This window comes from Aestuariispira insulae (assembly GCF_003385955.1).
GTDB lineage: Bacteria > Pseudomonadota > Alphaproteobacteria > UBA8366 > Aestuariispiraceae > Aestuariispira > Aestuariispira insulae.
This window is the reverse complement of sequence record NZ_QRDW01000003.1, coordinates 349,547-371,497: the sequence shown is the minus strand read 5'-3', so window position 1 is coordinate 371,497 and position 21,951 is coordinate 349,547. Positions and strand designations below refer to the sequence as shown.

Below are 21,951 nucleotides of genomic sequence, written 5' to 3'. Positions count from 1 at the left end.
CTCAGCTCTGCGGGCGATAACGGGCCAGGATCCGGTCAAACACCCCTTGCGTTCGAAGCCTGTTCACCGTTTCGGTGACCCTTTTCAGGGCCGCATTGTCCTTGAAATGCTTTGTTTTATGGATCCAGGCCTCCAGGGGCGTGGCGACCACGGGCGGGCTGTAATCGGCGGCATTAAAACCCGCATGGGTTACATAGAAATTATAGTCGAGATCCAGCAATATCCCGGCTTCCACCCGGCCCGCAGTGACCATTTTCAAGATCACATTGTCGGGCACCTGTAGCTTTTCGATTTTTGGATTGTCCGAAAAACCGGCAAAGCAGCAGCCGCCGATGCCGATGGCCGCCCGGTGGCCGTTTAGATCCGCATAGCCGGTGAATTGGCTCTCTTTCCGACCGACAATTACAATACCCGTCTCCTGATGCACCAATACCACCCGGTGATAGGGTTCGTGCCCATTGCCCATATCCAGGAATTTCTGACCCAGATTGGTGGTGAACAGGGTGAGATCCGTCTCACCTATATCCAGTCTGCGAAATATCCTGGGCAATGGCAGGACCAGCAATTCGGTATCCTGCCCCAGTGACGCCACTATCCGGGTCATGATGTCGAACCACGGTCCGGTATATTGCCCATTGTTGTCCTTGTAGGTCAGGCCGCCCCATTCCACGACCGCCAGGCGCAACGGCTCCGCCCGAGCCGGACGATCGGCTGACAGGCCGATCAAAACTGTAAACATCAAGGTAAGTAGCGAAAAAAACGGACGCAATAGAGCCTCTCAAACAGAGCGGATGTATCGAAGATACCCACCAAGCCGTTTATACCCAATCAGCTGATAAAGCTTGGTTAACGTGCATCATAGCCTGGAAAGCCGGTAAATTTAGATAAAATCCGTGACGATGATCACGGACAGAAGGCCTTTGATCTGCTAGTGTAGTTAACAGTTGAGACCCAAAGGTTAGAAAACCGAAGGACCGTAATCATGGCCATTGATGCCTTGAACATTGCCGTTTCCGGGCTGAAAGCCTCGTCAAAACGGGTTGAAGCCACCGCCAGCAACATCGCCAATCACCGCACGGTGGGTGAGGTTGGAACCTCGGTGGATGAAAATGGTGTGTATCAGGCAGTGGATGTGGTCCAAACCTCCCAGGAACAGGGCGGCACCTCTGCGTCCTTCGTTTCCCGCGATCCGAAGAGTTTTCTGGCCTATGACCCCAATTCGCCGCTGGCCAATGATGAAGGCCTGGTGGAAGCCCCCAATGTGGATTTGGGCGAAGAACTGGTCAATTTGATTACTGCGGAAAACAGCTACAAGGCCAATGCCAAGGTTTTGGAGGCCGCGGCTGAGCTGGAAGAAGAGGTCCTGGATATAAAATCCTGAGCTAGCTCCAGTCAAATCCAGTCTAAAATGGCCGGGGCGATGCCCGGCCTTTTGTGATTACCTAACAGCCTTTTAGTCTTATCACGCGCCGGTGTCGCGGGCACGTTTTCGCCTGGAATGCCGCGACCACATATTCAATGCTTCAATCAGGGCTGAAAAGGCCATGGCCGCATAGATATAACCTTTCGGCACATGAACCCCAAAACCATCCGCAATCAATGTGGTACCGATCAGCATCAAAAAGCCAAGGGCCAGCATGATGATGGTCGGATTGCCTTCAATGAATTTCGCCAACGGATCAGCCGCGATCAACATCACTGTCACTGCCAGCACCACCGCCCCAACCATGATCGGAATATGGTCAGTCATCCCGACCGCAGTAATAATGCTGTCGATAGAAAAGACCAAATCCAAAACCAAAATCTGACCGATCACCGCTGTCATGGTGGCAGTCACCGCAGACGCGCCTGCCCCTTCCATTTCCGTATCTGGATCCACACGATGATGAATTTCCTTGGTCGCTTTCCAGACCAGGAATAATCCGCCCGCAATCAGGATAATATCTCGCCAGGAAAAGCCTTGCCCAAACGCGGTGAGAACCGGTTCAGTCAGCTGCACGATAACGGCCACCGTTCCCAGAAGGCCAAGTCGCAGGATTAGGGCCGCGCCGATACCAAGTTTTCTCGCTTTCGAGCGCTGTTCCTCGGGTAGTTTATTCGTCAAAATTGAAATGAAGAGAAGATTGTCGATGCCAAGCACAATCTCCATGGTGGCGAGGGTGGCAAACGCTACCCAGGCAGCCGGATCTGTGGCAAGCGCGAGAATATAGTCCATTTCTTTTCCTGGATTGACATTCTATGGATCAGGTTCCCGCAGATGATGCCAGCCTTGACACAAACCGTCGAGTATTCCCTATCAGCAGGTGCCTTTTTTGGCCTGACCCGGCGGACAGAATTTACCGTCTTTCTTCGCCCCGTCATCATCCACATCACCGGTTTCAACGGTGACAGCGCCTTCCTTGCCTTTGGCGGAAACCTGGCAGGCCGACAGGGATCCTGCGGTAAAGGCTGCGAGTGTGAGCATCATCAAGATCCGGATCATAAAAATACTTCCTTTTTGCTATGGGCTTCTGCCACTCCTGCACAAATCAGTTTATAGAAAGATTTGAGCGCTTTCTACTGCCTGCTACAAACAGATTATGTCTTCATTGTGACCGGCATAGCTTTTTTTGGCCGTCGCCCGGTTCCTGGTGGCATAACAATAGGCGCAACCATGGGGGCAGCTGTCATAGCGACCGATATCCCGACTTTCCGCGCAAAGACAGCCTGCACGATTGCCCTTTTGCCGGGATTTGAACGATTGCCCGCCCAGATCCGCCAAGCGGTTGGCGTCAATGCAGGCAGCACCCGTCATACCGTCCGCCAATAGATCCGGTTGGGAGCAGAGAGTTGCCGCCATGCCGTGCCTTTTGGCAATCCCAGCCAGTTTTGCCAGCAATGATCGTTTCTCCGCCACCTCCGGATCCCGCCAGCCAAACCCGCCGGAACGCGCGGCCTGATCCATATTGCGCTTTGTTTTGCTATAAAGATGCACAAAGGACAGCACCACCTCGTCCGTCACCCCTTCCATCCGGGCGGCAAGACCTGCGAAATTTTCCAGATGCCATTCCGGCGGGGTCAGATCGGTGACCACCACCGGATCATAACGCCAGACCACCGACCGAGCGCCAAACCGACCGGCAAGCGCCCTCATATCCGCAATCGCCCGGTCTGCTGCGATCACGCTGGTTTCCAGGGCTCTTGGATAGTTGGTCATGGTGAATTGAACAATGAAAGGTGCCACCTCGCGCACAAGATCCAGCTCCGCCATCAAAGGTGCCATATTCCTGGTCCAGAAGACAACACCATCCACGTCATCGGGAGCAAGGGAAACCCGGTAATCCCGGCCGCCATAGGGGTTTTTGACAAAGACTTCACACGCCCGAAGGCGGTTTAGAAACCAGGGCGCATAAAAGGCCGGAATATCGGTACGGTAGCTGGCGGAAACGATCACGGCACCATAATCACTTTCATCTGTGACCCGGATTATAAACAGCTTGGCCGGGATGAGACAGCCGCCCATCCTTCTTTTTCTTTGATTTCCAAGCAATCTGGCGCTACCAAAGTCCTTCTGGGAGTTTATTACGTTAGGGGGCATCGCGATGTCCAACAGGTCTCTGGACGATCTGCGCCGCGAAATTGATGAGATTGACGACGCCATTCATGAATTGATCATGAAGCGGGCCGACGTGGTCCAGCATGTGGCTGCGGCCAAGGGAATTGCCGAAAGGAACGATCTGCCGATCCGCCCGGCGCGCGAAGCAGCCATGCTGCGCCGTCTGGCCGCCCATCATCGCGATCCCTTCCCGTTCGAAGCTCTGGCCCGGATCTGGCAGGAAATGATCGCCGCCTTCACCCAGATCCAGAACCAATATTCCATCGCCGTTTATGTGGATGACGATCATCAGAGCATGTGGGATCTGGCGCGCGACCAGTTCGGCGCCCAAACGCCGATCACGGCCTTTCCCAGCACACGCGAAGCCCTGGCCCAGGTTTTTGAGGGCCGGGCCGGTGTAGCTGTGCTGCCCCTGCCGACGGTGAAAAACATGTATCCCTGGTGGACCGCTTTGGCGGTAGCCAACGCGCCCAAGGTTATTTCACGCCTGCCATTTGCCGGGGTCGGCAATGTCCGGGGCACGCCGATGGAAGCCCTCGCCGTTGCCTCGATCCCCCTCCAGCCGACCGGGCGGGACCGCACCTTGCTGGTGATCGAAAGCACGGATCAAATGAGCCATGCGGGCCTGGAAAAGATCCTCAAAGCCGCCAAACTGAACGCGGTTTATACGACATCCGCCGATGTGGAAGGCTGGATGAACCTGGTGGAGCTGGATGAATATCTGGAGGCAGATGACCCGCGCCTGGAAATGCTGGAAGTGCGCGATTCCATTCAGCGCACCCACATCATCGGCCATTATGCCGATGTGATCCGGTCCCAGGATTTCCGCAAGATGTATAAGAAGTAATCTTACTGACAGCCACCGTCCCAAGCGTATCTTTTCGGAGTAAGACCCATGCCCCTCGTGCCGCGACCAGGCATCGAAAAAGCCCCGCTCTATATCCCCGGCAGCCACCATGTGGAAGGCGTTGCGGAACCCGCAATCCTGTCGGCCAATGAAAACCCGCTGGGTCCGGGACAGGCGGCCATTGATGCCTATCATGGTGCCGCCGACGCACTGTTCCGTTATCCGGAAGGCGGCGCGGTTGATTTGAGGGCGGCAATCGGCAAGCGGTTCGGCCTCAATCCGGACCAGATCACCTGCGGCGCCGGTTCCGATGAAATCATCACCATGCTGACCCGCATTTTCGCTGGCCCCGGCGATGAAGTGCTCTATTCCGAGCATGGTTTCCTGATGTATCCGATCAACGCCCTCCAGGTGGGCGCGACCCCGGTCAAGGCACCGGAAAGCAACCTGACCACCGATGTGGATGCCCTGCTGGCGGCGGTCACCGATAAAACCAAGATCGTCTTTGTCGCCAACCCGAATAACCCGACGGGCTCCTATATCCCGTCCGCAGAATTGAAGCGCCTGGTGGAAGGGTTGCCGGACAATGTGCTGTTGGTGATAGATGCCGCCTATTCGGAATATGTCTGCAAGAATGACTATAACGACGGTGTTGAACTGGTGGATAAATACCAGAATGTCGTCATGACCCGGACTTTTTCAAAAATCTTTGGCCTGGCCGCCCTGCGCCTGGGCTGGGTCTATGCGCCGCCGAAAATCACCGAGCTTTTGAACCGCACACGCGGCCCGTTCAATGTGGGTGTGCCGGCACAGATCGCCGGTGCCGCCGCCATTGCCGATCTCAGCCACACGGATAAATCCATCTCTCATAACGACAAATGGCTGAGTTTCATGACCACCGAGTTTGAAAATCTGGGCATTCAGGTGCCGCCTTCGGTCGGCAACTTCCTGATTGCCGGGTTCGGGGATAAAGATACTGCCGACCGCGCCTATAACCATCTGCGCAGCAATGGTGTCATTGCCCGTCAAATGGGCGGCTATGGCCTGGCGGATTATGTGCGCATCACCGTCGGCCTGGAAAAAGAGGTTCGGCTCTGCGTGGATATTATGAAGGAATTCAAGGGGTAAGCATGGGCGTTCTGTTTGACCGCGTCTGTCTCATCGGGCTTGGCCTGATCGGTTCCTCCATGGCACGTGCCATGAAACGGGGCGGTTTGGCAGGCCATATCGTGGGCGCGGCCCGCAGCGCCGACACACGCGAGAAATCTCTGGAATTGGGTTTTGTCGACAGCGTTTCCGACAATATGGCGGAAGCGGTTGAAGGGGCGGACCTGATTGTGATCTGCACACCCTTGGGAGCATACAAAGCCGTGGCCAAGGCCATTGCCCCTGCCCTCAAGAAAGGCGCCATCATTACCGATGTAGGATCCTGCAAATCCCAGGTGATCGCCGATATCAACGCGCATAGGCCCGACGGTGTGCACCTTATCGCCGGGCATCCCATCGCGGGTACGGAAAATTCCGGCCCGGAAGCTGGCTTTGCCGAACTGTTCGACGGGCGCTATGTGATCCTGACCCCGGAAGCGAAAGCCGACAAGGGCGCGCTGAAAAAGGTCGAGGCGCTTTGGAAGGCCATCGGCTCCCAGGTGGAGGTTATGTCACCCGAACATCACGACCGGGTTCTGGCCATCACTTCCCACCTGCCGCATCTCATTGCCTATACCATCGTCGGTACCGCCAGTGATCTGGAAAACCAGCTGCACCGGGAAAATGCCGATGCGGACGATCTGGTCAAAACCAATGAGGTTATCCGCTATTCCGGCTCCGGCTTCCGTGATTTCACCCGGATTGCCGGATCCGACCCTACCATGTGGCGGGATGTTTTCCTCACCAACCGGGAAGCAACACTGGAGATGCTGGGCCGGTTCCAGGAAGATCTGGTCGCCCTGCAGCGCGCGATCCGCTGGGGCGAGGGCGAGAAACTGCATGACTGGTTCACCAGGACGCGCGAGATCAGGCGTTCGGTCGTAAACCAGCCGTCCCGCTCACCGGATGCGGATTTGACCGAATAGGCAAGAGAGCAGCGCCAAGGCTCGTCATTCCATATTTGGCGCAGGCAAAATTGAATTCAGCCAAGACATGGACCGCATCGAAGCTGCTTTCCGCCGGCTATTCGTAATGATCCATCCGACGGGTTAGCCCCGCTTGCCTGAAAATTTCTTCAATCCTGCCTGTATCGTCGATCTGCTTCATTCCCTTATTGAAGGCTGAAACAATCCCCTCACCGTCCATCAGGGTTTTGGAAACAACCAGATGAAGCGTGGTTACTCGCACCGGTTTTTCATCATAGGGGACTACCATATCCCTGAATTCAGGTAATTGTTCTTTCAACAAGGCCCGTCCCACATTGATTTCCACCAGCGAGATATCGATCCGGTCATGGGCAAGTTTGCGCAGATTATGGTAATCGGTTGCCACATGTTCCACCTGGATCAGGCCCGTATCCTGCGCATGATGAAACTCTTCTCCGTAAAAATAGCCGATGGTCGCACCGATCCGATATCCTGTGAGGCTTTCATAGCCGTCCCAGGTGAAATCACGGGTGGATCGGTGAAAAAACACCTCTCGGGTGACAATCACCGGGTCGGAATAAAGGAAACTCTCGGCTCTTTCTTCCGACCAGGACCAAACCACACTGCCGTCCCATTCGCCTCGCTCGGCCAGGACAAGGGCGCGTTTCCAGGGAAAGAAACCGTAATTGACCAGATAGCCGGAGGCGGCAAAGGCTTCGGTCACAATGCGCGAGGCAACACCATAGCCCTCTTTTTCCTCCGTCAGGAAAGGCGGAAACTCCCCATTGGTCAGACGGATAACCTGGCTTTGCGCCCAGGATTGGCAGGGGGGCAGCAAGAAAAGCAGCAGGACCATTCGCAAGAGATTTCGCATGTCATTGCCCCAATCAGCCCAAGAGAAAGGCAGCCTAACATATCAAAGTTAACCGGGGCCTAATCGGGAAGCGCAATGACTGCACCCGGCCGGGGACAGAGCCACCGGCCAGGTGCCCAGCGGTTTAGTTGGACGGGATCACCGCATCATTCACATAGGTCACTGGCAGCCAGTCATAGCTGTCACCATCCGCCCGCAGGCGGCCGAACCCCGGGAAGGAAACATGGGCCGGCGCCACCAGGGTGCCGTTCTTTGCTGCGTCGGCAAAGACACGCTTGCGCTGGGTCTCCGCTGCTTTGGGGTCGATATCAAACAGAATGGTAACCGAAGGATCGGGGAACTGGACTTCGGCCACATGCATGATGTCACCCCAGAAAACCAGCTTCTCGCCCTTGCTTTCCAGCTGATAGAAGGAATGGCCCGGCGTATGGCCCGGCGTCGGAATGGTTGTCAGTCCCGGAAACAGTTCCGCATGATCCTCAAAGGCATTTACCTGCCCTTTTTCCAGATAGGGCGTCATGACTTCGCGCGCCATGTCAAATCCGGGCTTATGATGATCCGCCGCCTTGGCCTGCTGTTCCGTATCCATCCAAAAATCAAGCTCGGTTTTGTCCACATGGATGGTCGCGTTGGGGAAACGCATCTTGCCATGGGCTGCCAATCCACCCGCATGATCAAGATGGATATGGGTGATCAGGATATCGGTGATGTCGTCCGGCGTGTAACCGGCATTACGGATGCTCATCTCCAGCTTGTCCAGGCTTGGGCCAAACCGGTCGGCCGTGCCCGCATCCACCATGACAAGGCGGTCCTCCAATTCGATCAGATAGGCATTCACAGAGGTTTGAACCGGCGAAGCCTGATGGGACCGGACCAGCAGCTCATGCACATGATCCGCATCACCATGCAAAACGCCCATATCCAGGGGCACCGTGCCATCAGAGACAGCAATCACGTTAACATCACCGACGCGCAGCCGATAAAATCCTGCCTGGGCTTTTTCCATCGGTGCAGCCATGGCAGCACTTTCCGCATGGGCCATTCCCGGCTGAAAGACCGGGGAGGCCATCAGCAAGCCGGCCGTGAGAAGGGCCGCGGCGGAAACGGTGCTGGCAAAGCGGGAGGAGAGAGAGGGGGAAATCATGGGTCTGAAACCTTTCTTGTTGCGATAGGTTTCAGATAGTCTGACCCAGACCATAATCCAAATCGATTTGGATTATGGTCCAAATCGATAATTTTAATAGTGTTATTCAGCTGCCAGCAAACGGCCCTCACTGGTGATACCAGCGGCAATATCGGTGATCTCCGCCCGCAACCACTGAATGGCCGGATCACTTTCCCCGCGCGCCGACCAGACCATAGAGACCGATGGCAGGTCGATCGGCACCGGAGCCGGGTGAACCGCCAGGCCAAACCGGCTCGCATAACGGCTGGCAATCAAATCGGGCATGGTCGCTATCATCGGGCTGACCGCAGCAATTTCCAGGGCAGCCATGTAATCGGGCACACCGACAACGATATCGAGATCAAACCCGGCTTCGCGGATGAGCGTGCCGACACAGCCGCGAATATCATCCTGCAGTGCGATGAAAACATGGCGGGCCGCTAAATATTCCGTCCTGCTCGGCGCGCCTGAGACTGCCAAAAGATCAGGGTTATAGACACAGGCGAGGGTTTGATTGAGCAGCTTTTGGTGGCGATAGCGTGCCGGTACCAGCGGAAAACACACGACGGAGAGATCAATATCCCCCTGGTCCAAAGCCCGTCCCACATCATCGCCGAAAACGCGTACCGCCCGGATCCGGATACCGGGGGCAGATACAGCCATCCGCGCCACCAGATCCGGCAATAGCAGTAATTCCTCGCAGGTGAAACCAACCTTGAATTCCCGTTCGGCACAGGCTGGATTAAAGCAATCCTTGGCCTGGATCACCGATTGCGCGCGGTCAAGAATGTCCGCAACCGATACGGCAATCGCCTCTGCCTTGGCAGTCGGCTGCATGACATTGCCGATCCGGATGAATAATTCATCATCCAACAGCATCCGCAATGTGGAAAGATTATGGCTCATGGCGGGCTGCTGGATGCGCAGCTTTGCCGCCGCCTTGGTGACACTGCGCTCTTTCATCATCGCGTCAAAGGCGATCATCAAATTGAGATCAAAGGATCGAAGATTGAAGTGATCAATACTGGTCATGCCTGCCATCCCCATTTGCCCCTTGCCCCTTGCCCCTTGCCCCTTGGAGATAGCGTTTTAGCCCCAAGAATCAATGAAGAAAACTATCAACTGCAGCAAAAGAGGGAAAATTTCCAACACCTGTGATTATTTACTTTCGCGCCTGGCTTCCGGAATCCTAAAAACCGGCGGTTCCGCCAAATGATCGGCACTGGGCAGACCGTCCGGAAGATCCGGTTCTCTTGCTGGCTCCGATTCCGGTTCAAGCCCCAGCAGGGACGGAATTCCCGCCATTTTCAAGGGCCCCAGAAACAGTCCACCATTGCGCAGGGACACCGGCAAAGTGACCGAGGGTTGACCTGCGGCATTGCGATCAACAGCAAAAAACTGGGCACCCGCCGCGGCAAGACCGGCGGTTTTTTTCGGGATAAGCCCCGCGTCCCCCAGGTTCAACAGGGCCTGGGGCAACCCGGCGACCGAGGCTTCGAATGCCCCCTCCGGCCGGAAATAATCATCCAGGGTCAATCGACCGGCCATGTCCCCTTCCAGCCCCGCCCAGGCAATGGACAATTGCGGAATTTCCAATGCACCGCCCGCATTGCGCCAGCCGGTCAGACCGGCCTGCAATTCCAGAGACGGCACAATCTCCCGGATCAGCATCCGGGTGGAAAACCGCTCGATCCGACTACCCATTGGCTTGGACAGGATATCCGGTAGATCCAGCGCCCTGACCGACAACATCAGTTCCGCAAAAGCCGGATCGCTCCCCGGTTCCGGCACCGGGTTGAAATCCAGGGCCAAGGCCAGGGCCGCCATTCGGAAGAAAAACGGCTTTCGCGGAGTGGTCGCGGTCAGGTGGTCCATGGCCACATCAATCCGCTCCAAACGACCGCCGTCCCCGATACTCGCCAGGAAATCCGCCCGGTCAGCCCGCCATTCCAGGATCAGTAAACGGCCATTGACCGGCACCGTCGTGCGTTGTGTCCCCCCTAAATGAAGGTTCAGGCTGCGCAGATTCCACGGTCTGGCCTCCAGTTCCAAATCCCGCGCAATCCACTGCCATTGATGCTGGGGATGAGTGATTTCCAGATTGGCAAAATCCAGCCTGATGGCGAAAGGAAATCCGCCGAAATCCGGATTGTCTCCCCCCACATGCAAACCATTGGCACGCCAGTCATCAAACTGGCTGAGAACGATTGTGCGCATCTGCCAGGCGGCAAAACCCCACCAACACAGGTAGCCCACCAAGGCAGCACCCAGGCAGGCCATAGCAATGCGGGCTTGGCGCGATACGTTCATGAGGATTTGTTAACCATGAAATATGGCAAAAACAAGGAGATGCCGCGACAATCCATGGACAGGTCCGTTAATCGAACAGGGCGTCAATATCGGCCTGGCTGATCCGTTCATCGGGCAATGCCGGGCCATGCATGACCTCGCCATCTTCGACCACTTCCTCGGCCTCGACCAACCCTTTGAACAATTCGCTGCCACCCCAGATATCCATCATACGCTTGATACGATCATCGATGAATTTCATTGTATTCACCACCTTGGTGATGCGCTGGCCGGTAATGTCCTGAAAGTTGCAGGCCTCGAAGATCTGAACGATCTGTTCGCTCAGTTCATCCAGGGTCGCATGTTCTTCCGGATCATCCGTATGATTACGGATTGTATCGCCCAATCCTTCGATTTTTTCCGCTGCAGCAATGATATTGTCGGTCGCCGCCTCTGTATCCTGGACAACAGCGGAAAGCTCGATACTGGCAGAGTTCAATTTATCATCGGACTCGTTTTCCGTCCCCAGCATGGCGATTTCCTGCTTGGTCTTCTCAATCGCCTCGGAAAGCTCTTGCAGGTCCCGGCGCAGGTTGGTGGCCTCGATCACCTGCTGTTTGTAATCTTCCACCACTTCCTTATCCACGGCTTCCGCCGGTTTGGTGGATTCCAGGACAGCGCCCTTGGACAACTCATCCCGCAACTTGTTGATTGCAGACATTAATTCCTGATGACGCTCTTCCGCCCGTTCGTCATCATAGGCGTCCCCGCTGCCGGGCTGGATGTTATCCGCCTGACGCAGCATCTGCTTCAGGTTCTTTTCGATCCGGAATGTTTTTTTTGCCTGCATTTTCTGCACCGTTTGGTCCTTCTAACCGCCCTGCAAATGCCGCAAGGCATTCCAAGCAATAACCAATCCACCCGGCTACTATAATACGCCAACTATTAGTAGGACGTAAATTTCGGATAACAAAACGAAATTTTTATCGAAAATTGCAAATAATGGAAAATGGGCCGATCGGACTCAGCCCTCTTCTCCCATCAGGCGGTCGACTTCCGCCGCCAGTTTCCCATATTCCGGCGACTGCGGATCCAGGCCCGCCAGCACCCGGTCAAACAGGCTTTTTGCCGCTGTTTTGTCGCCATTGCGCAGCGCCGCAAGCGCGCTGTACCAGGTGGCTTCCAGCTGGTCCGGGTTCAACTCCAGCACACGCGCCATGAGGGCTGCGCTTTCATCATTGGGTTCCCCGTTATTAAATGCACGGATTGCCTCGGCCTTGGCCAGCAAGACCGGCACTTCCTCCGCCCCCGCCCTGATCATGCCGTCATAGGCCGCCAAGGCCGCTTCCCTGCGACCTAAAACCTGGTAGGCGCGGGCCAGGCGGCGCCAGCCTTCCAGATCATCCGGGTTTTCTTCCAGCCTTGCCGCCAGACGATCGACCATGCCTTCGATCATCTCCTGGCGTTCATCCTCGCTCATTGCTTCCAGTTCAGAGGGCTGGGGCATCGCCGGAGTATTCAACCCGCTTTTACCCTCCAGGGCAGCTATCTCCGCACTGATATCCTGATCCAGTTCGCCGGCGACACCACGGGCCATGGCCAATACACCCGGCAACCAGGTCTCATCCCCTTTGGCCTGCGCCAAAATCGGCAGCAACCGGTCCAGGGACGCCTGATAGCGGCTTTTCTGGTAATCCGCCTGGGCCAGGAAAAAATTGGCCCGCGGGTCTCCAGGCGCGATCGCCACCACCCGCCGGAAAGTGGCCTCTGCCTCTTCGGTCACCTGACCCTGCGCCGCCAACACCAGGGCTTCGCCATAGGGGCCCAGCACATTGGGGTTGCCGCCATCCAGCGCCACCGCACGCTCATAGGCCTGCACCGCCTCCAAATAGCGTTTCAGGATCACGTGAGAGCGGCCCAAAAGCATCCAGCCGTCAAGATTATCGGGATCTGAGGCCAGACGGGCTTCCAGCTGGGCCATGGCCTGTTCCATGCCCTGCACCCGGTTTTGCTGCGTCTGCGCCGCCCGGATTTCCTCACTGCGTTCCGCATAGGGGAAATTCGGCAGTCCCGGACTGCCGAGACGGTCATATATGAGATAGGCCCCGCCCGGCACAACCACCGCCAGCAACATGACCGCGGCCCAGGGGCGCGATGGCCCGCTCCCGACCCCGCCCTGACGTTGACGCTGTTGGTCCGCAGCCAGGATGCGCCGCCCGATCTCTGCCTCCGCTGCTTCGGCATCCTCGGCGCTGATCACACCCCGGTCCCGGTCACGGCCCACTTCACGAAGCTGTTTCTTATAGACCTGGAGATCATAATCCGCCGTGCTCGCCGCAACCTCTTGCGACTTGACCAGAAACGGATAGACAAGCAGGGCTACGATGCCGACGGTCAGGACAACCAGGATCAGCCATAGGGTCATCATCAATCATCCTCTCCCAGCAGAGCGTCAAGACGCGCTTTTTCTTCGGCCGAAAGGGCTTGTGCCGGTTTTTTTGCGCGTCGGCTGACACCGCGATACCAGAAAAGAACCGAAGCTGCCGCAATCCCGAGCAGAACCAGCGGCAACAGCCACAGTGCCAGGGTTTCAGCTTTGACCGGGGTTCTCAACAGCACCCAGTCACCATAGCGATAGACCAGATAATCCAGGACTTCCTCGTCACTGTCGCCCGCCATCAGGCGTTCGCGTACAACCAGGCGCAGATCACGCGCCTGATCGGCTTCCGATTCATCAATGGTCTGGTTCTGACAGACAACACAGCGCACATTCTTGGACAGTTCCCGCGCCCGCTGTTCGAGAACCGGATCAGCTAGAATTTCATCTGGCTGAACCGCCCCCCCCGGCTGGGCCAGAAAGAACAAGGCCGTCACAACAATCAGAAAATGGCGGATCATCGGGAAAGGCCTTTCATCAACGGCAGAATCTCTTCCTTAATCACCTGCCGGGTCAACGGTCCGCCATATTTAAAGACGATCTTGCCCTCCGCATCGACCAAATAGGTTTCCGGCACGCCGGAAACGCCCCAGTCAACTCCGATCCGACGGGTTTCATCCACACCGACCCGGGCATAGGGGTTGCCGTGCCGTTTCAACCAGTTTTCGATATTTTCCGGCGTGTCGCTGTAACCAATTCCATTCACAATCACCCCTTCCTCTTCTGCAAGCTTGCTGATCAGGGGATGTTCGGCCAGACAGGGCACACACCAGGAGGCAAAGAAATTCACCAGTTGCGGCTGCCCTTTCAGATCCGCGGTGTTCAAACCTGGTTGATCCGAACGGTAAGAAGCGAGATCGAAATTCGGCACCGGTTTTCCGACCATGGCATCGGGTATCACTCGCTGACCACGCTCCGCGGCAGCAAAAAGACCGAAATAAAAGGCAACACCCAGCCCGAACAACACAAGAAAGGGCACCAGGAAAAAGACACGTTTGCTCATCATGGCCCTCTCTATTCCGCTGGCTGATGGATGGGAGCAGCCGCCCTGCGGGGTGCACCGACCCGCAGCCGACGATCGGTCAGGGACAAAATGCCGCCCAGCATCATCAGGATGGACCCCAGCCAGAGCCAGGGTGCCAGCGGTTTGTGATAGAGCCTTGTCACATAGCCGCCATTCTTGGTCTGATCACCGATCACCACATATAAGTCATACCAGGAATGGGTTTCGATGGCGGCCTCTGTGGTCTGCTGGCCATTGGCGATGTAACGCCGTCTTTCCGGCTCAAAACGGGAAACCGCCTGACCATCCGCATAAGCGGTATAATGCCCGCGTAGTGCGATGTAATTTGGTCCATTAACCTCTTCCGCGCCGGTAAATTCAATCTCGAAACCGGCAATGGTGGTCCGGTCCCCCGGCCTCATGGAAAGTGTTTTATCGACTGTGAGCAGGGAAGCCCCCGTCGCACCGGCAATCACCACCGCCACCCCGATATGGGCCACCGTCATGCCCCAGGATGCCCGTGGCAGGCGGATCGCGCGCCGTAACGTTCCCGAGAGAGACTGACGCGGCCAGCCAGCTTTTTTGGCCATTTCCACAATTACCGCCAGGGTTAGCCATATCGCCAGCGCCACCCCGACCAGGGCATAGGCATCCCGCCCCCAGACCACAATCGCGCTCAATGCCGTCAGGATCAGGGTCAGCAGCAGAGCCAGGCGCAAGCGCCGTTTTGCATCCGCCCAGTCACCACGTTTCCAGGCCAGCAACGGCCCCACCCCTAAGGCCAGCACCAGGATGGTGGTCAATGGCACAAAGAAGAAATTGAACATGGGCGGGCCGACGGTGATCTGTTTTTCAAACAACTCGAAAATCAGGGGCGCCAGGGTGAAGAGGAACACAAGCGCCGTGATCACTGTCAGCAGCATGTTATTGAAAACCAATGCGCCTTCCCGGCTGACCAGTTTGAAATAACCGCCGCCCTGCAGGTTCGGCGCACGCCAGGCATAAATCAACAGGCTGCCGCCGATGGAAATCATGAGCAGCAGCAGGATGAACACCCCGCGCTCCGGGTCGTTGGCAAAGGCATGGACCGAGGTCAAGACGCCTGATCGCACCAGGAAAGTACCGATCAAACTCATGGAGAAACCGACAATCGCCAACAGGATCGTCCAGGATTTCAACGTATCGCGCTTTTCCACCACGATCGCGGAATGCATCAGCGCGGTCGCAATCAGCCAGGGCATGAAACTGGCATTTTCCACCGGATCCCAGAACCAAAAGCCGCCCCAGCCCAATTCGTAATAGGCCCACCAGCTGCCCAATGCGATGCCGCCGGTCAGGAACACCCAGGCCAACAGCGCCCAGGGCCGGACCCATCTTGCCCAGGCCGCATCCACCTTGCCCTCGATCAGGGCCGCCACCGCAAAGCTGTAGGTTATGGAAAGACCCACATAGCCCAGATAGAGCATGGGCGGATGGAAGGCCAAACCCGGATCCTGCAGCAGCGGGTTAAGGTCGCCCCCTTCCAGCGGCGGCACGGGAATGCGTTCAAACGGGTTGGACGTGAACAACACAAAAATAAGGAAACCAACCGAAATCAGCCCCTGCACCGCCAGGGTCCGGGATTTCAGCCCCGGCGGCAGGGCGCGCCCAAAAACCGCCACCAGCAGACCAAACAGAGTCAGGGTCAGAACCCAAAGCAGCAGTGAGCCTTCGTGGTTGCCCCAAACCCCCGCCACCTTATAGAGCAATGGTTTCAGGGAGTGGGAGTTGTTCACCACATTCAAAAGGGAGAAATCCGATGTCACATAGGCATGGGTCAGAGCGGCGAAGGAAACCGCCAGACACAGGAACTGGGCGATCGCTGCCGAGGATGCCAGGCGCATGCCACCCATGTGGTTTTTTGCCGCCGCGATAAAAGGCACGGTGCCCTGTACAACCGCCACCATCAGCGCCAGGATCAGCGCAAAATGTCCGATTTCCGCGATCATTGTCCTGACCCGTCCCCGGCGTCTTCCGCCTCTTCCGCATGTTTCCAGGTACCGGCCCGTTTCATGGCATCCACCGCTTCCTTGGGCATATAATTTTCATCATGCTTGGCCAGGACTTCACTGGCCATGAACACACCTTTGTCATTCATCTGGCCGGTCAGGACTACCCCTTGGCCCTCACGAAACAGATCCGGCAGAATACCGCTATATTCCACTTTCACTGCCTGCACTTCGTCGGTTACGCGGAAGAAATGGACAACGCCGTCATCGCTTTGCTGCCAGCTGTCTTCCTCCACCAGGCCGCCCAGTCGCAGCCTGGTGCCGCTTTCCAGCGTTTCACCCGACACCAGCTGGCCCGCAACAATTTCCGAGGGAGAGGCAAAAAAGGAGACATTGCCGCGGAAAGCATAGAGGCCAAGCCCGACCGCAAGCCCCAGCATGACCATGCCGGCAATCACGATATTCATCCGGACCTGCTTACGGGCCCGCGCCCGGCTTTTTGCCATCAGGCAGCCCTCCGATTGCGCGATTGTTCCTGCACCGCCTTGAGCGCGGCAAGGGTCTTTTCATTCCTGCGCCAGGATGCCCAGGACAGAACGAAAACCACGACCATCAAAACACCCGCCAGCGCATAGGCGCTCCAGACATAGGCGCCATAGCCACCCATTTGGAAAAACTCGGTCATTCGCTGGCCCCCGTAATACGCAAGGTCCGGATCCGGGCCGCAGCAAATTCCGCGCGCAGCCGGATCACCAGGACCATCAGATAGAAAAAGGTAAAGGCCGCCATCATCACCAAAAGCGGCTGCAACATGGATGCCGGCATGGCCGGCCCGTCAAACCGCAACAGGCTGGCCGGCTGATGAAGGGTGTTCCACCAATCAACGGAGAATTTAATCACCGGCAGGTTCACCACCCCGACCAGGGCCAGGATCGCCGCAGGTTTCGATCCCCGGGCCGGGTCGTCAAACGCATTCAAGAGCGCGATATAGCCAAGATAGAGAAAAAACAGGATCAACACGGAAGTCATACGTGCGTCCCAATCCCACCAGGTGCCCCACATGGGCTTGCCCCAGAGCGATCCCGTCGCCAGGCACAAAACGGTGAAGACCAGCCCGACAGGCGCGCTGGCCCGGGCAATAAGGTCGGCCAGCGGATGTTTCCAGATCAGGACACTGGCCGAACAGGCAGCCAGCACACCATAGATCATCACGGCCAGATAGGCGGACGGCACATGGATATACATGATCCGGACCGTGCTGCCCTGCTGGTAATCCTCCGGCGAGGCGAGGAGTGCGCCATAAAGGCCCCAGGCCAGCAGAGCCAGAAAACCGGCACTCACAAAGGGAAACAATCTATCTGCCACCTTCATAAAGCGGGTCGGATTGGCAAATCTGTGCATATTCCGTCTTCTTAAGGTTACTGTCCGGAAACTGATAGCAGGCCGGAGAGCTCCATGTCGATACGATCCAGATCAATTATGGCTCACCAGATCATCAAGAATTGTTTGATCATCTGGGATGGCCCTTATCATTGGCCCTAATCTTTTCCTTTCGACGCCCGCTTTCAAGCCCTGATTGCGCTTCAATGACGATTTGCCGCACTAATATTTAATCCAGCGCCTGGCGGATGGCCGATGCCGCAGCCCAGGGGGCCAGCGGCAAAGCGGCGGCCAGGATCGCGCCGAGATACAGCATATGCGGCTGCCAGTTGAAACCTGTGGTCGCTGCCTCAATCGCCGTCACCCCGAAAATCAGCACCGGCATATAAAGCGGCAGGACCAGCAGGGCCATCAACAGCCCAGCCCGCCTGGCCCCAAGGGACAGCGCCGCCCCCACAGCGCCGATCAGCGCCAGGACCGGTGTCCCCAACAACAATCCAGTCATCAAGGGCAGATAAGCCGCCTCTTCCAGATTGAGCATCATGGCAATCACCGGGGCCAGGATCAGCAACGGCAGCCCCGTGCTCAGCCAATAGGCCAGAACTTTGCCTAATACCACCAGGATCAACGGCTGCGGACCCAGCACGATCAGCTCCAGCGCGCCATCCTGATAGTCATTATGGAACAGCCGATCGAGCGACATCATCACAGAGAGCAAAGCCAGAACCCAAACTACCCCGGCGGCAATCCGGCCCAGAACCACCTTGTCCGGTCCCACCGCCAGGGGAAACAGGGAGGCAGCAATCACAAAGAAAGCCAGCACCATGGCCAGATCCGCGCTCTGGCGCAGCGCCAGTTGCAGATCCCGACGGATCAGGGAAAAGAACGCCGCCATCACCGCACGCCCCCATCCAGCAGATCAACGGTCCTTGAAAAGCGCGCCATATCCAGGGTGACTGGGTCCGGCACATCGATCCCCACATGGGTCGAAAGAATGACCATGCCGCCCTTGTCCCGATGCCCCTGGATCAATGCCTCCAATCTCCTGCAGGAGGCCACATCCAACCCGACGGTCGGTTCATCCAGCAGCCAGAGCGGCCGATCATCCAGACAGAGCCTGGCCAGGTTCAGCCTGCGCCCCTGGCCGGAGGATAAGACCCGGCCCGGCGCATCAGCGATCGCGGTCAAATCAAAGGCCGCCATGGCATCGGCAACCGCAGGCCGGTTGCCCAGCATGCCCGCCCAAAAATCCAGGTTTTCCCGCACCGTCAGGGGCGGCTTAATGGCGTTGAGATGGCCGACATAGATCAAGCGGTCCGCATGGGCCTGGCGATCTTCGAACACATTCTCGCCATCCCAGGAAACATCGCCGCTGAAAGGCGCGTTCAGCCCTGCCAACACCCGCAGAAGGCTGGATTTCCCGCTGCCATTCGGCCCGGACAGAACCATGGCCTCGCCCGCTTTCAGGCGGAAGGCAAGATCGGCAAATACCAGGGTCTGGCCACGCAGGCAGGCCATATCGACGGCGCTAAATTCAGTCATGAATCCTGCTTAGCGCAAGAATGGGGGAAGGGAAAGGGTGGAACGGACAAGATTGATAAGGATCAACCGGGCGGAAGGCGGGCCCCGCCGATGCGGCAAGGCCCGCCGGGCACAGGTGCCTATTCCTGATGGCAGACCGGACATTCCGTCCGTTTCAAACGTTGGTTCCGCGCCCAAAGCCAGGGCACCATCATTCGTTCATAGATCAGACCGGCCAGCGGGTTGACCAGCGGCATCTGGGCCAGGACGGCCAGCCCGTGAAAGCGCGGGATCAGAGCCCAGATCCGGATGAAACTGTCCACTCCGCCAAATAAATGCCCGTCACCATCCAACACATAGAGGCGCCGCCGGATATCATTGGGTCCCAGGCCATAAGCCGCCAGCGCCCGAGGATGGCTGTTGATATCCAAACATTCAAGCGGCCGCTTCCCGGCTTCCGCGAGTTTTTGATAATGGCCGATCTCACGGCGGCAGATGCCACAGGCGTGGTTGTAATAGACCGTCAGAGGCTCCCGGTTCGGCTTCACCTTGGCCTTATCATGGCGGAGCGCCCGCAACGCCCCTTCCAGCATGGGATAGTGGAAATTGAAACCATGGGCCTGCGCCTTAACGGGCAACACCTTCTGGCCTTCGGTAAAGATCTCCGCCATTTCACCGAGCGCCAGGCGAATGAGCGTCTTTGGCACCCGAAGCCAGACCGGGCGGACCAGCACCCGGCCCAGGATCTTCACGAAATCCCGTTGCCGCACCGGATGCGGGGCCGTGCCATTGACCGCGCCTTTGATGTCCCGGTGATCAACCAGATAGCGGATCAAGGCCACCAGATCCGCTACATGGATCCAGCTTTGCCAATGATCGCCCCTACCGAAAATCACCCCAAGCCCAAAGGCGGCGGGACGCGCCAATTGCGGCAGCGCCCCGCCATCATGGCCAAGAACCAGGCCCGTGCGCACACAGCAGACCCGCACCCCGAAATTCCGGGCCAGTTTCGCCGCCTCCTCCCAGCGCCGGCACAGTTCGGCCATGAAAATATCCTGGCTGCCGCCGGCTTCATCCAGCGGCTCGTCACCGCGATTGCCGTAAAAGCCGATGGCGGATCCGTTAATCAGGCATTCCGGTTTCTCACTCAGGCGCTGGATCAATTCGTTTACTTGTGCCGTCACACCGAGCCTGCTTTCCAGCAATGCCTGCCGCCGGGCCTTGGTCCAGGGCAGGCCGATCACGGGTGCGCCCGCCAAATTGACGATGGCATCGATCTTACGGTCATCAGGGATCAGGGCCAAATCACTCACCACCTCGGCATGCGGCCCGAACAGGGATTTTGCCTTTTTTTCATCCCGCGCCAGAACTATCACATCATCGCCTTCCTCAAGGAGCACCCGGACCAGATGATTGCCGATGAAACCCGTGGCGCCCGTCACCAGGACCGTGCGCGGCTTTGCCTGTTGCCCTTTTTTGATCGGGCGGCGCTGCCAGGCGGGCAGACCGCCGCCGCCCAGGCGGATAACCGCCACCAGATCACGCAGCGCCCAGAGGAAGACACCGATGGCAAACACCGTCATGACCGGCGTGAAGAGGCCGTAATTGACCGGCACCAACGCGGTTGGCAGCTGCGTCCAGGCCCACAGGATCGGCAGCAGGAAGGCCAGGATTGCCCCGAAATTGATTGCCAGCACCGTATGCAGGACCCGTTCGAATTTCGGCAATTTTCGCGTCTGATCCTCGATAATGAAATCCCAGAGCGTCACCACGATCTCCACCGCCATGAGACCGATCAGGAACAAGGCCCAAAGCCCTTGCGGCTGGGTCCAGCCAATCATCAGGAAAATCAACGCATAGAGGAACTCCCGCGTGGTATGCAGCGCCAACTCGCCCCTGGCCTCTGGCTTGGACGGCAGGCGTTCGGTGATTTCATGATGATAGAGATTATCAAAGGCACCCATCAGCGCCTGGATCGTCAGCATGATCAGGACCAGTTCCATTACAGGCCTCCTTTCTTCTCTTTGAAGATACCGTCCTGGAAGAACAACTCTCCCAGCCAGCGATGCTTGATCGAAATGGTGAAGCGGAAATAATCATCGCCCATATCCGCATGGATTACGTGGGCAACACCCGGTGAGATCAAATCCGGCAGGAACAGGCGCAATCCGAAGACTTCCCAGAAATAACGCGTGCTCCTGAAATGCAGCGCCCGATTTTCTTCATAAACCCGTAAAAACATACCAAACCCACCGCCAACACATTCCAGCAATCGGTCATGGGCATCGAGCGCCTTGGCGGACTTCACCGTGACCGGCTTTTTGCCCTCGAAGAAATAGCGCCTGGCCCAGACCACCCCTTTGCCCTCGCTGTCCGGATAGACCGCCACCTCCACCGGCACTTTTTCGCCACGGTGCGGGGCCAGCGGCGTGCCGGTCAAGCGGCAGATCTGTGCAAGCATCCAGCCAAGCGGGCTTGCCTGAACCTTGGTCATCACGCCCTGATAGAGAAGATGGCTGGCATGGTCGCAGGTTTTCAGGAAGCGCGCCCGGATAGACGGCGTCAGCCGCCGCCAGTCGGCAATCCCCATGGCTCGAACAATGTCATTATCGGCTTCCGACAGGTTCGGAACACTACGTGGCAACCGGCGGTGCACGGGATTGTGGCGGGCCGAACCGGTCAGCCAGCGCCGGACCAGCCCCGGCAGCCAGGACGGACTGGCCGCAAATTCAAACCCTATTCTGTTTTTCTGCATGATGTGCATATCGCACCTCCTTTGC

24 protein-coding genes are annotated in these 21,951 nt (G+C 57.4%); 4 read left to right on the top strand and 20 right to left on the bottom strand.

Features of this window, described 5'->3' with window-relative positions:
* Position 1 precedes the first annotated feature (1 nt).
* Positions 2 to 739: a substrate-binding periplasmic protein gene (locus DFP90_RS10695; protein ID WP_115936448.1), complete on the bottom strand. Its 738-nt coding sequence runs from the start codon at positions 737 to 739 to the stop codon at positions 2 to 4.
* 243 nt (positions 740 to 982) lie between these two features.
* Here DFP90_RS10695 and DFP90_RS10690 point away from each other — a divergent pair, with 243 nt between their 5' ends.
* Positions 983 to 1,381 (top strand): flagellar basal body rod protein FlgC, encoded by a 399-nt coding sequence (locus tag DFP90_RS10690; protein WP_115936447.1) that lies wholly within the window; start codon positions 983 to 985, stop codon positions 1,379 to 1,381.
* Positions 1,382 to 1,462: 81 nt separating this feature from the next.
* Here DFP90_RS10690 and DFP90_RS10685 read toward each other — a convergent pair whose 3' ends face one another.
* From DFP90_RS10685 to DFP90_RS10675, 3 genes are all read right to left on the bottom strand, one after another.
* The gene (locus DFP90_RS10685; protein WP_115936446.1) at positions 1,463 to 2,215 is read right to left on the bottom strand and encodes a TerC family protein; all 753 of its coding nucleotides are present in this window, start codon (positions 2,213 to 2,215) and stop codon (positions 1,463 to 1,465) included.
* A gap of 81 nt (positions 2,216 to 2,296) precedes the next feature.
* Positions 2,297 to 2,482 carry a hypothetical protein gene (locus DFP90_RS10680; protein WP_115936445.1) on the bottom strand — a complete coding sequence of 62 codons (186 nt, stop codon included), beginning with the start codon at positions 2,480 to 2,482 and terminating at the stop codon, positions 2,297 to 2,299.
* Between the two features lie 84 nt (positions 2,483 to 2,566).
* A complete protein-coding gene (locus DFP90_RS10675) occupies positions 2,567 to 3,502 on the bottom strand; it encodes a DUF1848 domain-containing protein (RefSeq protein ID WP_245957033.1) in 936 nt (311 codons plus the stop codon).
* Positions 3,503 to 3,581: 79 nt separating this feature from the next.
* Here DFP90_RS10675 and DFP90_RS10670 point away from each other — a divergent pair, with 79 nt between their 5' ends.
* Genes DFP90_RS10670 through DFP90_RS10660 form a run of 3 tightly spaced genes read left to right on the top strand, consistent with a single transcriptional unit; the run spans position 3,582 to position 6,514 of the window.
* Positions 3,582 to 4,442 (top strand): chorismate mutase, encoded by an 861-nt coding sequence (locus DFP90_RS10670; RefSeq protein ID WP_115936444.1) that lies wholly within the window; start codon positions 3,582 to 3,584, stop codon positions 4,440 to 4,442.
* Between the two features lie 48 nt (positions 4,443 to 4,490).
* Entirely contained in the window at positions 4,491 to 5,570 is a 1,080-nt protein-coding gene (gene hisC, locus DFP90_RS10665) for a histidinol-phosphate transaminase (protein WP_115936443.1), read from the top strand.
* Between the two features lie 2 nt (positions 5,571 to 5,572).
* A complete protein-coding gene (locus DFP90_RS10660; RefSeq protein WP_115936442.1) occupies positions 5,573 to 6,514 on the top strand; it encodes a prephenate/arogenate dehydrogenase family protein in 942 nt (313 codons plus the stop codon).
* A gap of 97 nt (positions 6,515 to 6,611) precedes the next feature.
* On the opposite strand, the gene DFP90_RS10655 is transcribed toward DFP90_RS10660, so the two are convergent.
* From DFP90_RS10655 to DFP90_RS10580, 16 genes are all read right to left on the bottom strand, one after another.
* A complete protein-coding gene (locus DFP90_RS10655; protein WP_115936441.1) occupies positions 6,612 to 7,388 on the bottom strand; it encodes a substrate-binding periplasmic protein in 777 nt (258 codons plus the stop codon).
* A 124-nt stretch (positions 7,389 to 7,512) separates the two neighbouring features.
* A complete protein-coding gene (locus DFP90_RS10650; protein ID WP_115936524.1) occupies positions 7,513 to 8,532 on the bottom strand; it encodes an MBL fold metallo-hydrolase in 1,020 nt (339 codons plus the stop codon).
* Between the two features lie 102 nt (positions 8,533 to 8,634).
* Positions 8,635 to 9,585, bottom strand: coding sequence for a LysR family transcriptional regulator (locus DFP90_RS10645; protein ID WP_181905297.1), 951 nt, complete (start codon positions 9,583 to 9,585; stop codon positions 8,635 to 8,637).
* A gap of 126 nt (positions 9,586 to 9,711) precedes the next feature.
* Entirely contained in the window at positions 9,712 to 10,863 is a 1,152-nt protein-coding gene (locus DFP90_RS10640; RefSeq protein ID WP_115936439.1) for a DUF2125 domain-containing protein, read from the bottom strand.
* Positions 10,864 to 10,930: 67 nt separating this feature from the next.
* Positions 10,931 to 11,692 (bottom strand): protein phosphatase CheZ, encoded by a 762-nt coding sequence (locus DFP90_RS10635; RefSeq protein WP_115936438.1) that lies wholly within the window; start codon positions 11,690 to 11,692, stop codon positions 10,931 to 10,933.
* A gap of 174 nt (positions 11,693 to 11,866) precedes the next feature.
* Positions 11,867 to 13,270, bottom strand: a complete 1,404-nt coding sequence (ccmI, locus tag DFP90_RS10630; protein ID WP_115936437.1) for a c-type cytochrome biogenesis protein CcmI — start codon at positions 13,268 to 13,270, stop codon at positions 11,867 to 11,869.
* Positions 13,270 to 13,740, bottom strand: coding sequence for a cytochrome c-type biogenesis protein (locus DFP90_RS10625; RefSeq protein ID WP_115936436.1), 471 nt, complete (start codon positions 13,738 to 13,740; stop codon positions 13,270 to 13,272). The genes ccmI and DFP90_RS10625 overlap by 1 nt, the downstream gene beginning before the upstream one ends.
* Complete coding sequence (locus tag DFP90_RS10620) at positions 13,737 to 14,285, bottom strand: DsbE family thiol:disulfide interchange protein (RefSeq protein ID WP_245957032.1); 549 nt, start codon at positions 14,283 to 14,285, stop codon at positions 13,737 to 13,739. Before DFP90_RS10620 ends, DFP90_RS10625 begins: the two co-directional genes overlap by 4 nt.
* 8 nt (positions 14,286 to 14,293) lie before the next feature.
* The gene (locus DFP90_RS10615) at positions 14,294 to 16,270 is read right to left on the bottom strand and encodes a heme lyase CcmF/NrfE family subunit (protein ID WP_115936435.1); all 1,977 of its coding nucleotides are present in this window, start codon (positions 16,268 to 16,270) and stop codon (positions 14,294 to 14,296) included.
* Entirely contained in the window at positions 16,267 to 16,776 is a 510-nt protein-coding gene (gene ccmE, locus DFP90_RS10610; RefSeq protein ID WP_115936434.1) for a cytochrome c maturation protein CcmE, read from the bottom strand. Before ccmE ends, DFP90_RS10615 begins: the two co-directional genes overlap by 4 nt.
* Positions 16,776 to 16,955, bottom strand: coding sequence for a heme exporter protein CcmD (ccmD, locus tag DFP90_RS10605; RefSeq protein ID WP_115936433.1), 180 nt, complete (start codon positions 16,953 to 16,955; stop codon positions 16,776 to 16,778). Before ccmD ends, ccmE begins: the two co-directional genes overlap by 1 nt.
* Positions 16,952 to 17,671, bottom strand: coding sequence for a heme ABC transporter permease (locus DFP90_RS10600; RefSeq protein WP_115936432.1), 720 nt, complete (start codon positions 17,669 to 17,671; stop codon positions 16,952 to 16,954). Before DFP90_RS10600 ends, ccmD begins: the two co-directional genes overlap by 4 nt.
* 208 nt (positions 17,672 to 17,879) lie before the next feature.
* Positions 17,880 to 18,545, bottom strand: a complete 666-nt coding sequence (ccmB, locus tag DFP90_RS10595) for a heme exporter protein CcmB (protein ID WP_115936431.1) — start codon at positions 18,543 to 18,545, stop codon at positions 17,880 to 17,882.
* Complete coding sequence (gene ccmA, locus DFP90_RS10590; RefSeq protein ID WP_115936430.1) at positions 18,545 to 19,192, bottom strand: heme ABC exporter ATP-binding protein CcmA; 648 nt, start codon at positions 19,190 to 19,192, stop codon at positions 18,545 to 18,547. The genes ccmB and ccmA overlap by 1 nt, the downstream gene beginning before the upstream one ends.
* 119 nt (positions 19,193 to 19,311) lie before the next feature.
* Positions 19,312 to 21,174, bottom strand: coding sequence for a TIGR01777 family oxidoreductase (locus tag DFP90_RS10585; protein ID WP_115936429.1), 1,863 nt, complete (start codon positions 21,172 to 21,174; stop codon positions 19,312 to 19,314).
* Entirely contained in the window at positions 21,174 to 21,935 is a 762-nt protein-coding gene (locus tag DFP90_RS10580) for a DUF4166 domain-containing protein (RefSeq protein WP_218044636.1), read from the bottom strand. The genes DFP90_RS10585 and DFP90_RS10580 overlap by 1 nt, the downstream gene beginning before the upstream one ends.
* Between the last annotated feature and the right edge of the window lie 16 nt (positions 21,936 to 21,951).

Bases quoted from the DNA above. Each gene is read 5' to 3' on its own strand.
- hisC (WP_115936443.1), top strand. From the start codon at position 4,491: ATGCCCCTCGTGCCGCGACCAGGCATCGAAAAAGCCCCGCTCTATATC.
- DFP90_RS10615 (WP_115936435.1), bottom strand. From the start codon at position 16,270: ATGATCGCGGAAATCGGACATTTTGCGCTGATCCTGGCGCTGATGGTG.
- ccmB (WP_115936431.1), bottom strand. From the start codon at position 18,545: ATGGCGGCGTTCTTTTCCCTGATCCGTCGGGATCTGCAACTGGCGCTG.
- DFP90_RS10655 (WP_115936441.1), bottom strand. From the start codon at position 7,388: ATGCGAAATCTCTTGCGAATGGTCCTGCTGCTTTTCTTGCTGCCCCCC.
- DFP90_RS10625 (WP_115936436.1), bottom strand. From the start codon at position 13,740: ATGATCCGCCATTTTCTGATTGTTGTGACGGCCTTGTTCTTTCTGGCC.
- DFP90_RS10645 (WP_181905297.1), bottom strand. From the start codon at position 9,585: ATGACCAGTATTGATCACTTCAATCTTCGATCCTTTGATCTCAATTTG.
- ccmE (WP_115936434.1), bottom strand. From the start codon at position 16,776: ATGGCAAAAAGCCGGGCGCGGGCCCGTAAGCAGGTCCGGATGAATATC.
- DFP90_RS10675 (WP_245957033.1), bottom strand. From the start codon at position 3,502: ATGGGCGGCTGTCTCATCCCGGCCAAGCTGTTTATAATCCGGGTCACA.
- DFP90_RS10620 (WP_245957032.1), bottom strand. From the start codon at position 14,285: ATGATGAGCAAACGTGTCTTTTTCCTGGTGCCCTTTCTTGTGTTGTTC.
- DFP90_RS10690 (WP_115936447.1), top strand. From the start codon at position 983: ATGGCCATTGATGCCTTGAACATTGCCGTTTCCGGGCTGAAAGCCTCG.
- DFP90_RS10650 (WP_115936524.1), bottom strand. From the start codon at position 8,532: ATGATTTCCCCCTCTCTCTCCTCCCGCTTTGCCAGCACCGTTTCCGCC.
- DFP90_RS10580 (WP_218044636.1), bottom strand. From the start codon at position 21,935: ATGCACATCATGCAGAAAAACAGAATAGGGTTTGAATTTGCGGCCAGT.
- DFP90_RS10600 (WP_115936432.1), bottom strand. From the start codon at position 17,671: ATGCACAGATTTGCCAATCCGACCCGCTTTATGAAGGTGGCAGATAGA.
- DFP90_RS10685 (WP_115936446.1), bottom strand. From the start codon at position 2,215: ATGGACTATATTCTCGCGCTTGCCACAGATCCGGCTGCCTGGGTAGCG.
- DFP90_RS10640 (WP_115936439.1), bottom strand. From the start codon at position 10,863: ATGAACGTATCGCGCCAAGCCCGCATTGCTATGGCCTGCCTGGGTGCT.
- DFP90_RS10695 (WP_115936448.1), bottom strand. From the start codon at position 739: ATGTTTACAGTTTTGATCGGCCTGTCAGCCGATCGTCCGGCTCGGGCG.
- DFP90_RS10670 (WP_115936444.1), top strand. From the start codon at position 3,582: ATGTCCAACAGGTCTCTGGACGATCTGCGCCGCGAAATTGATGAGATT.
- ccmA (WP_115936430.1), bottom strand. From the start codon at position 19,192: ATGACTGAATTTAGCGCCGTCGATATGGCCTGCCTGCGTGGCCAGACC.
- DFP90_RS10585 (WP_115936429.1), bottom strand. From the start codon at position 21,174: ATGGAACTGGTCCTGATCATGCTGACGATCCAGGCGCTGATGGGTGCC.
- ccmI (WP_115936437.1), bottom strand. From the start codon at position 13,270: ATGATGACCCTATGGCTGATCCTGGTTGTCCTGACCGTCGGCATCGTA.
- DFP90_RS10635 (WP_115936438.1), bottom strand. From the start codon at position 11,692: ATGCAGGCAAAAAAAACATTCCGGATCGAAAAGAACCTGAAGCAGATG.
- ccmD (WP_115936433.1), bottom strand. From the start codon at position 16,955: ATGACCGAGTTTTTCCAAATGGGTGGCTATGGCGCCTATGTCTGGAGC.
- DFP90_RS10660 (WP_115936442.1), top strand. From the start codon at position 5,573: ATGGGCGTTCTGTTTGACCGCGTCTGTCTCATCGGGCTTGGCCTGATC.
- DFP90_RS10680 (WP_115936445.1), bottom strand. From the start codon at position 2,482: ATGATCCGGATCTTGATGATGCTCACACTCGCAGCCTTTACCGCAGGA.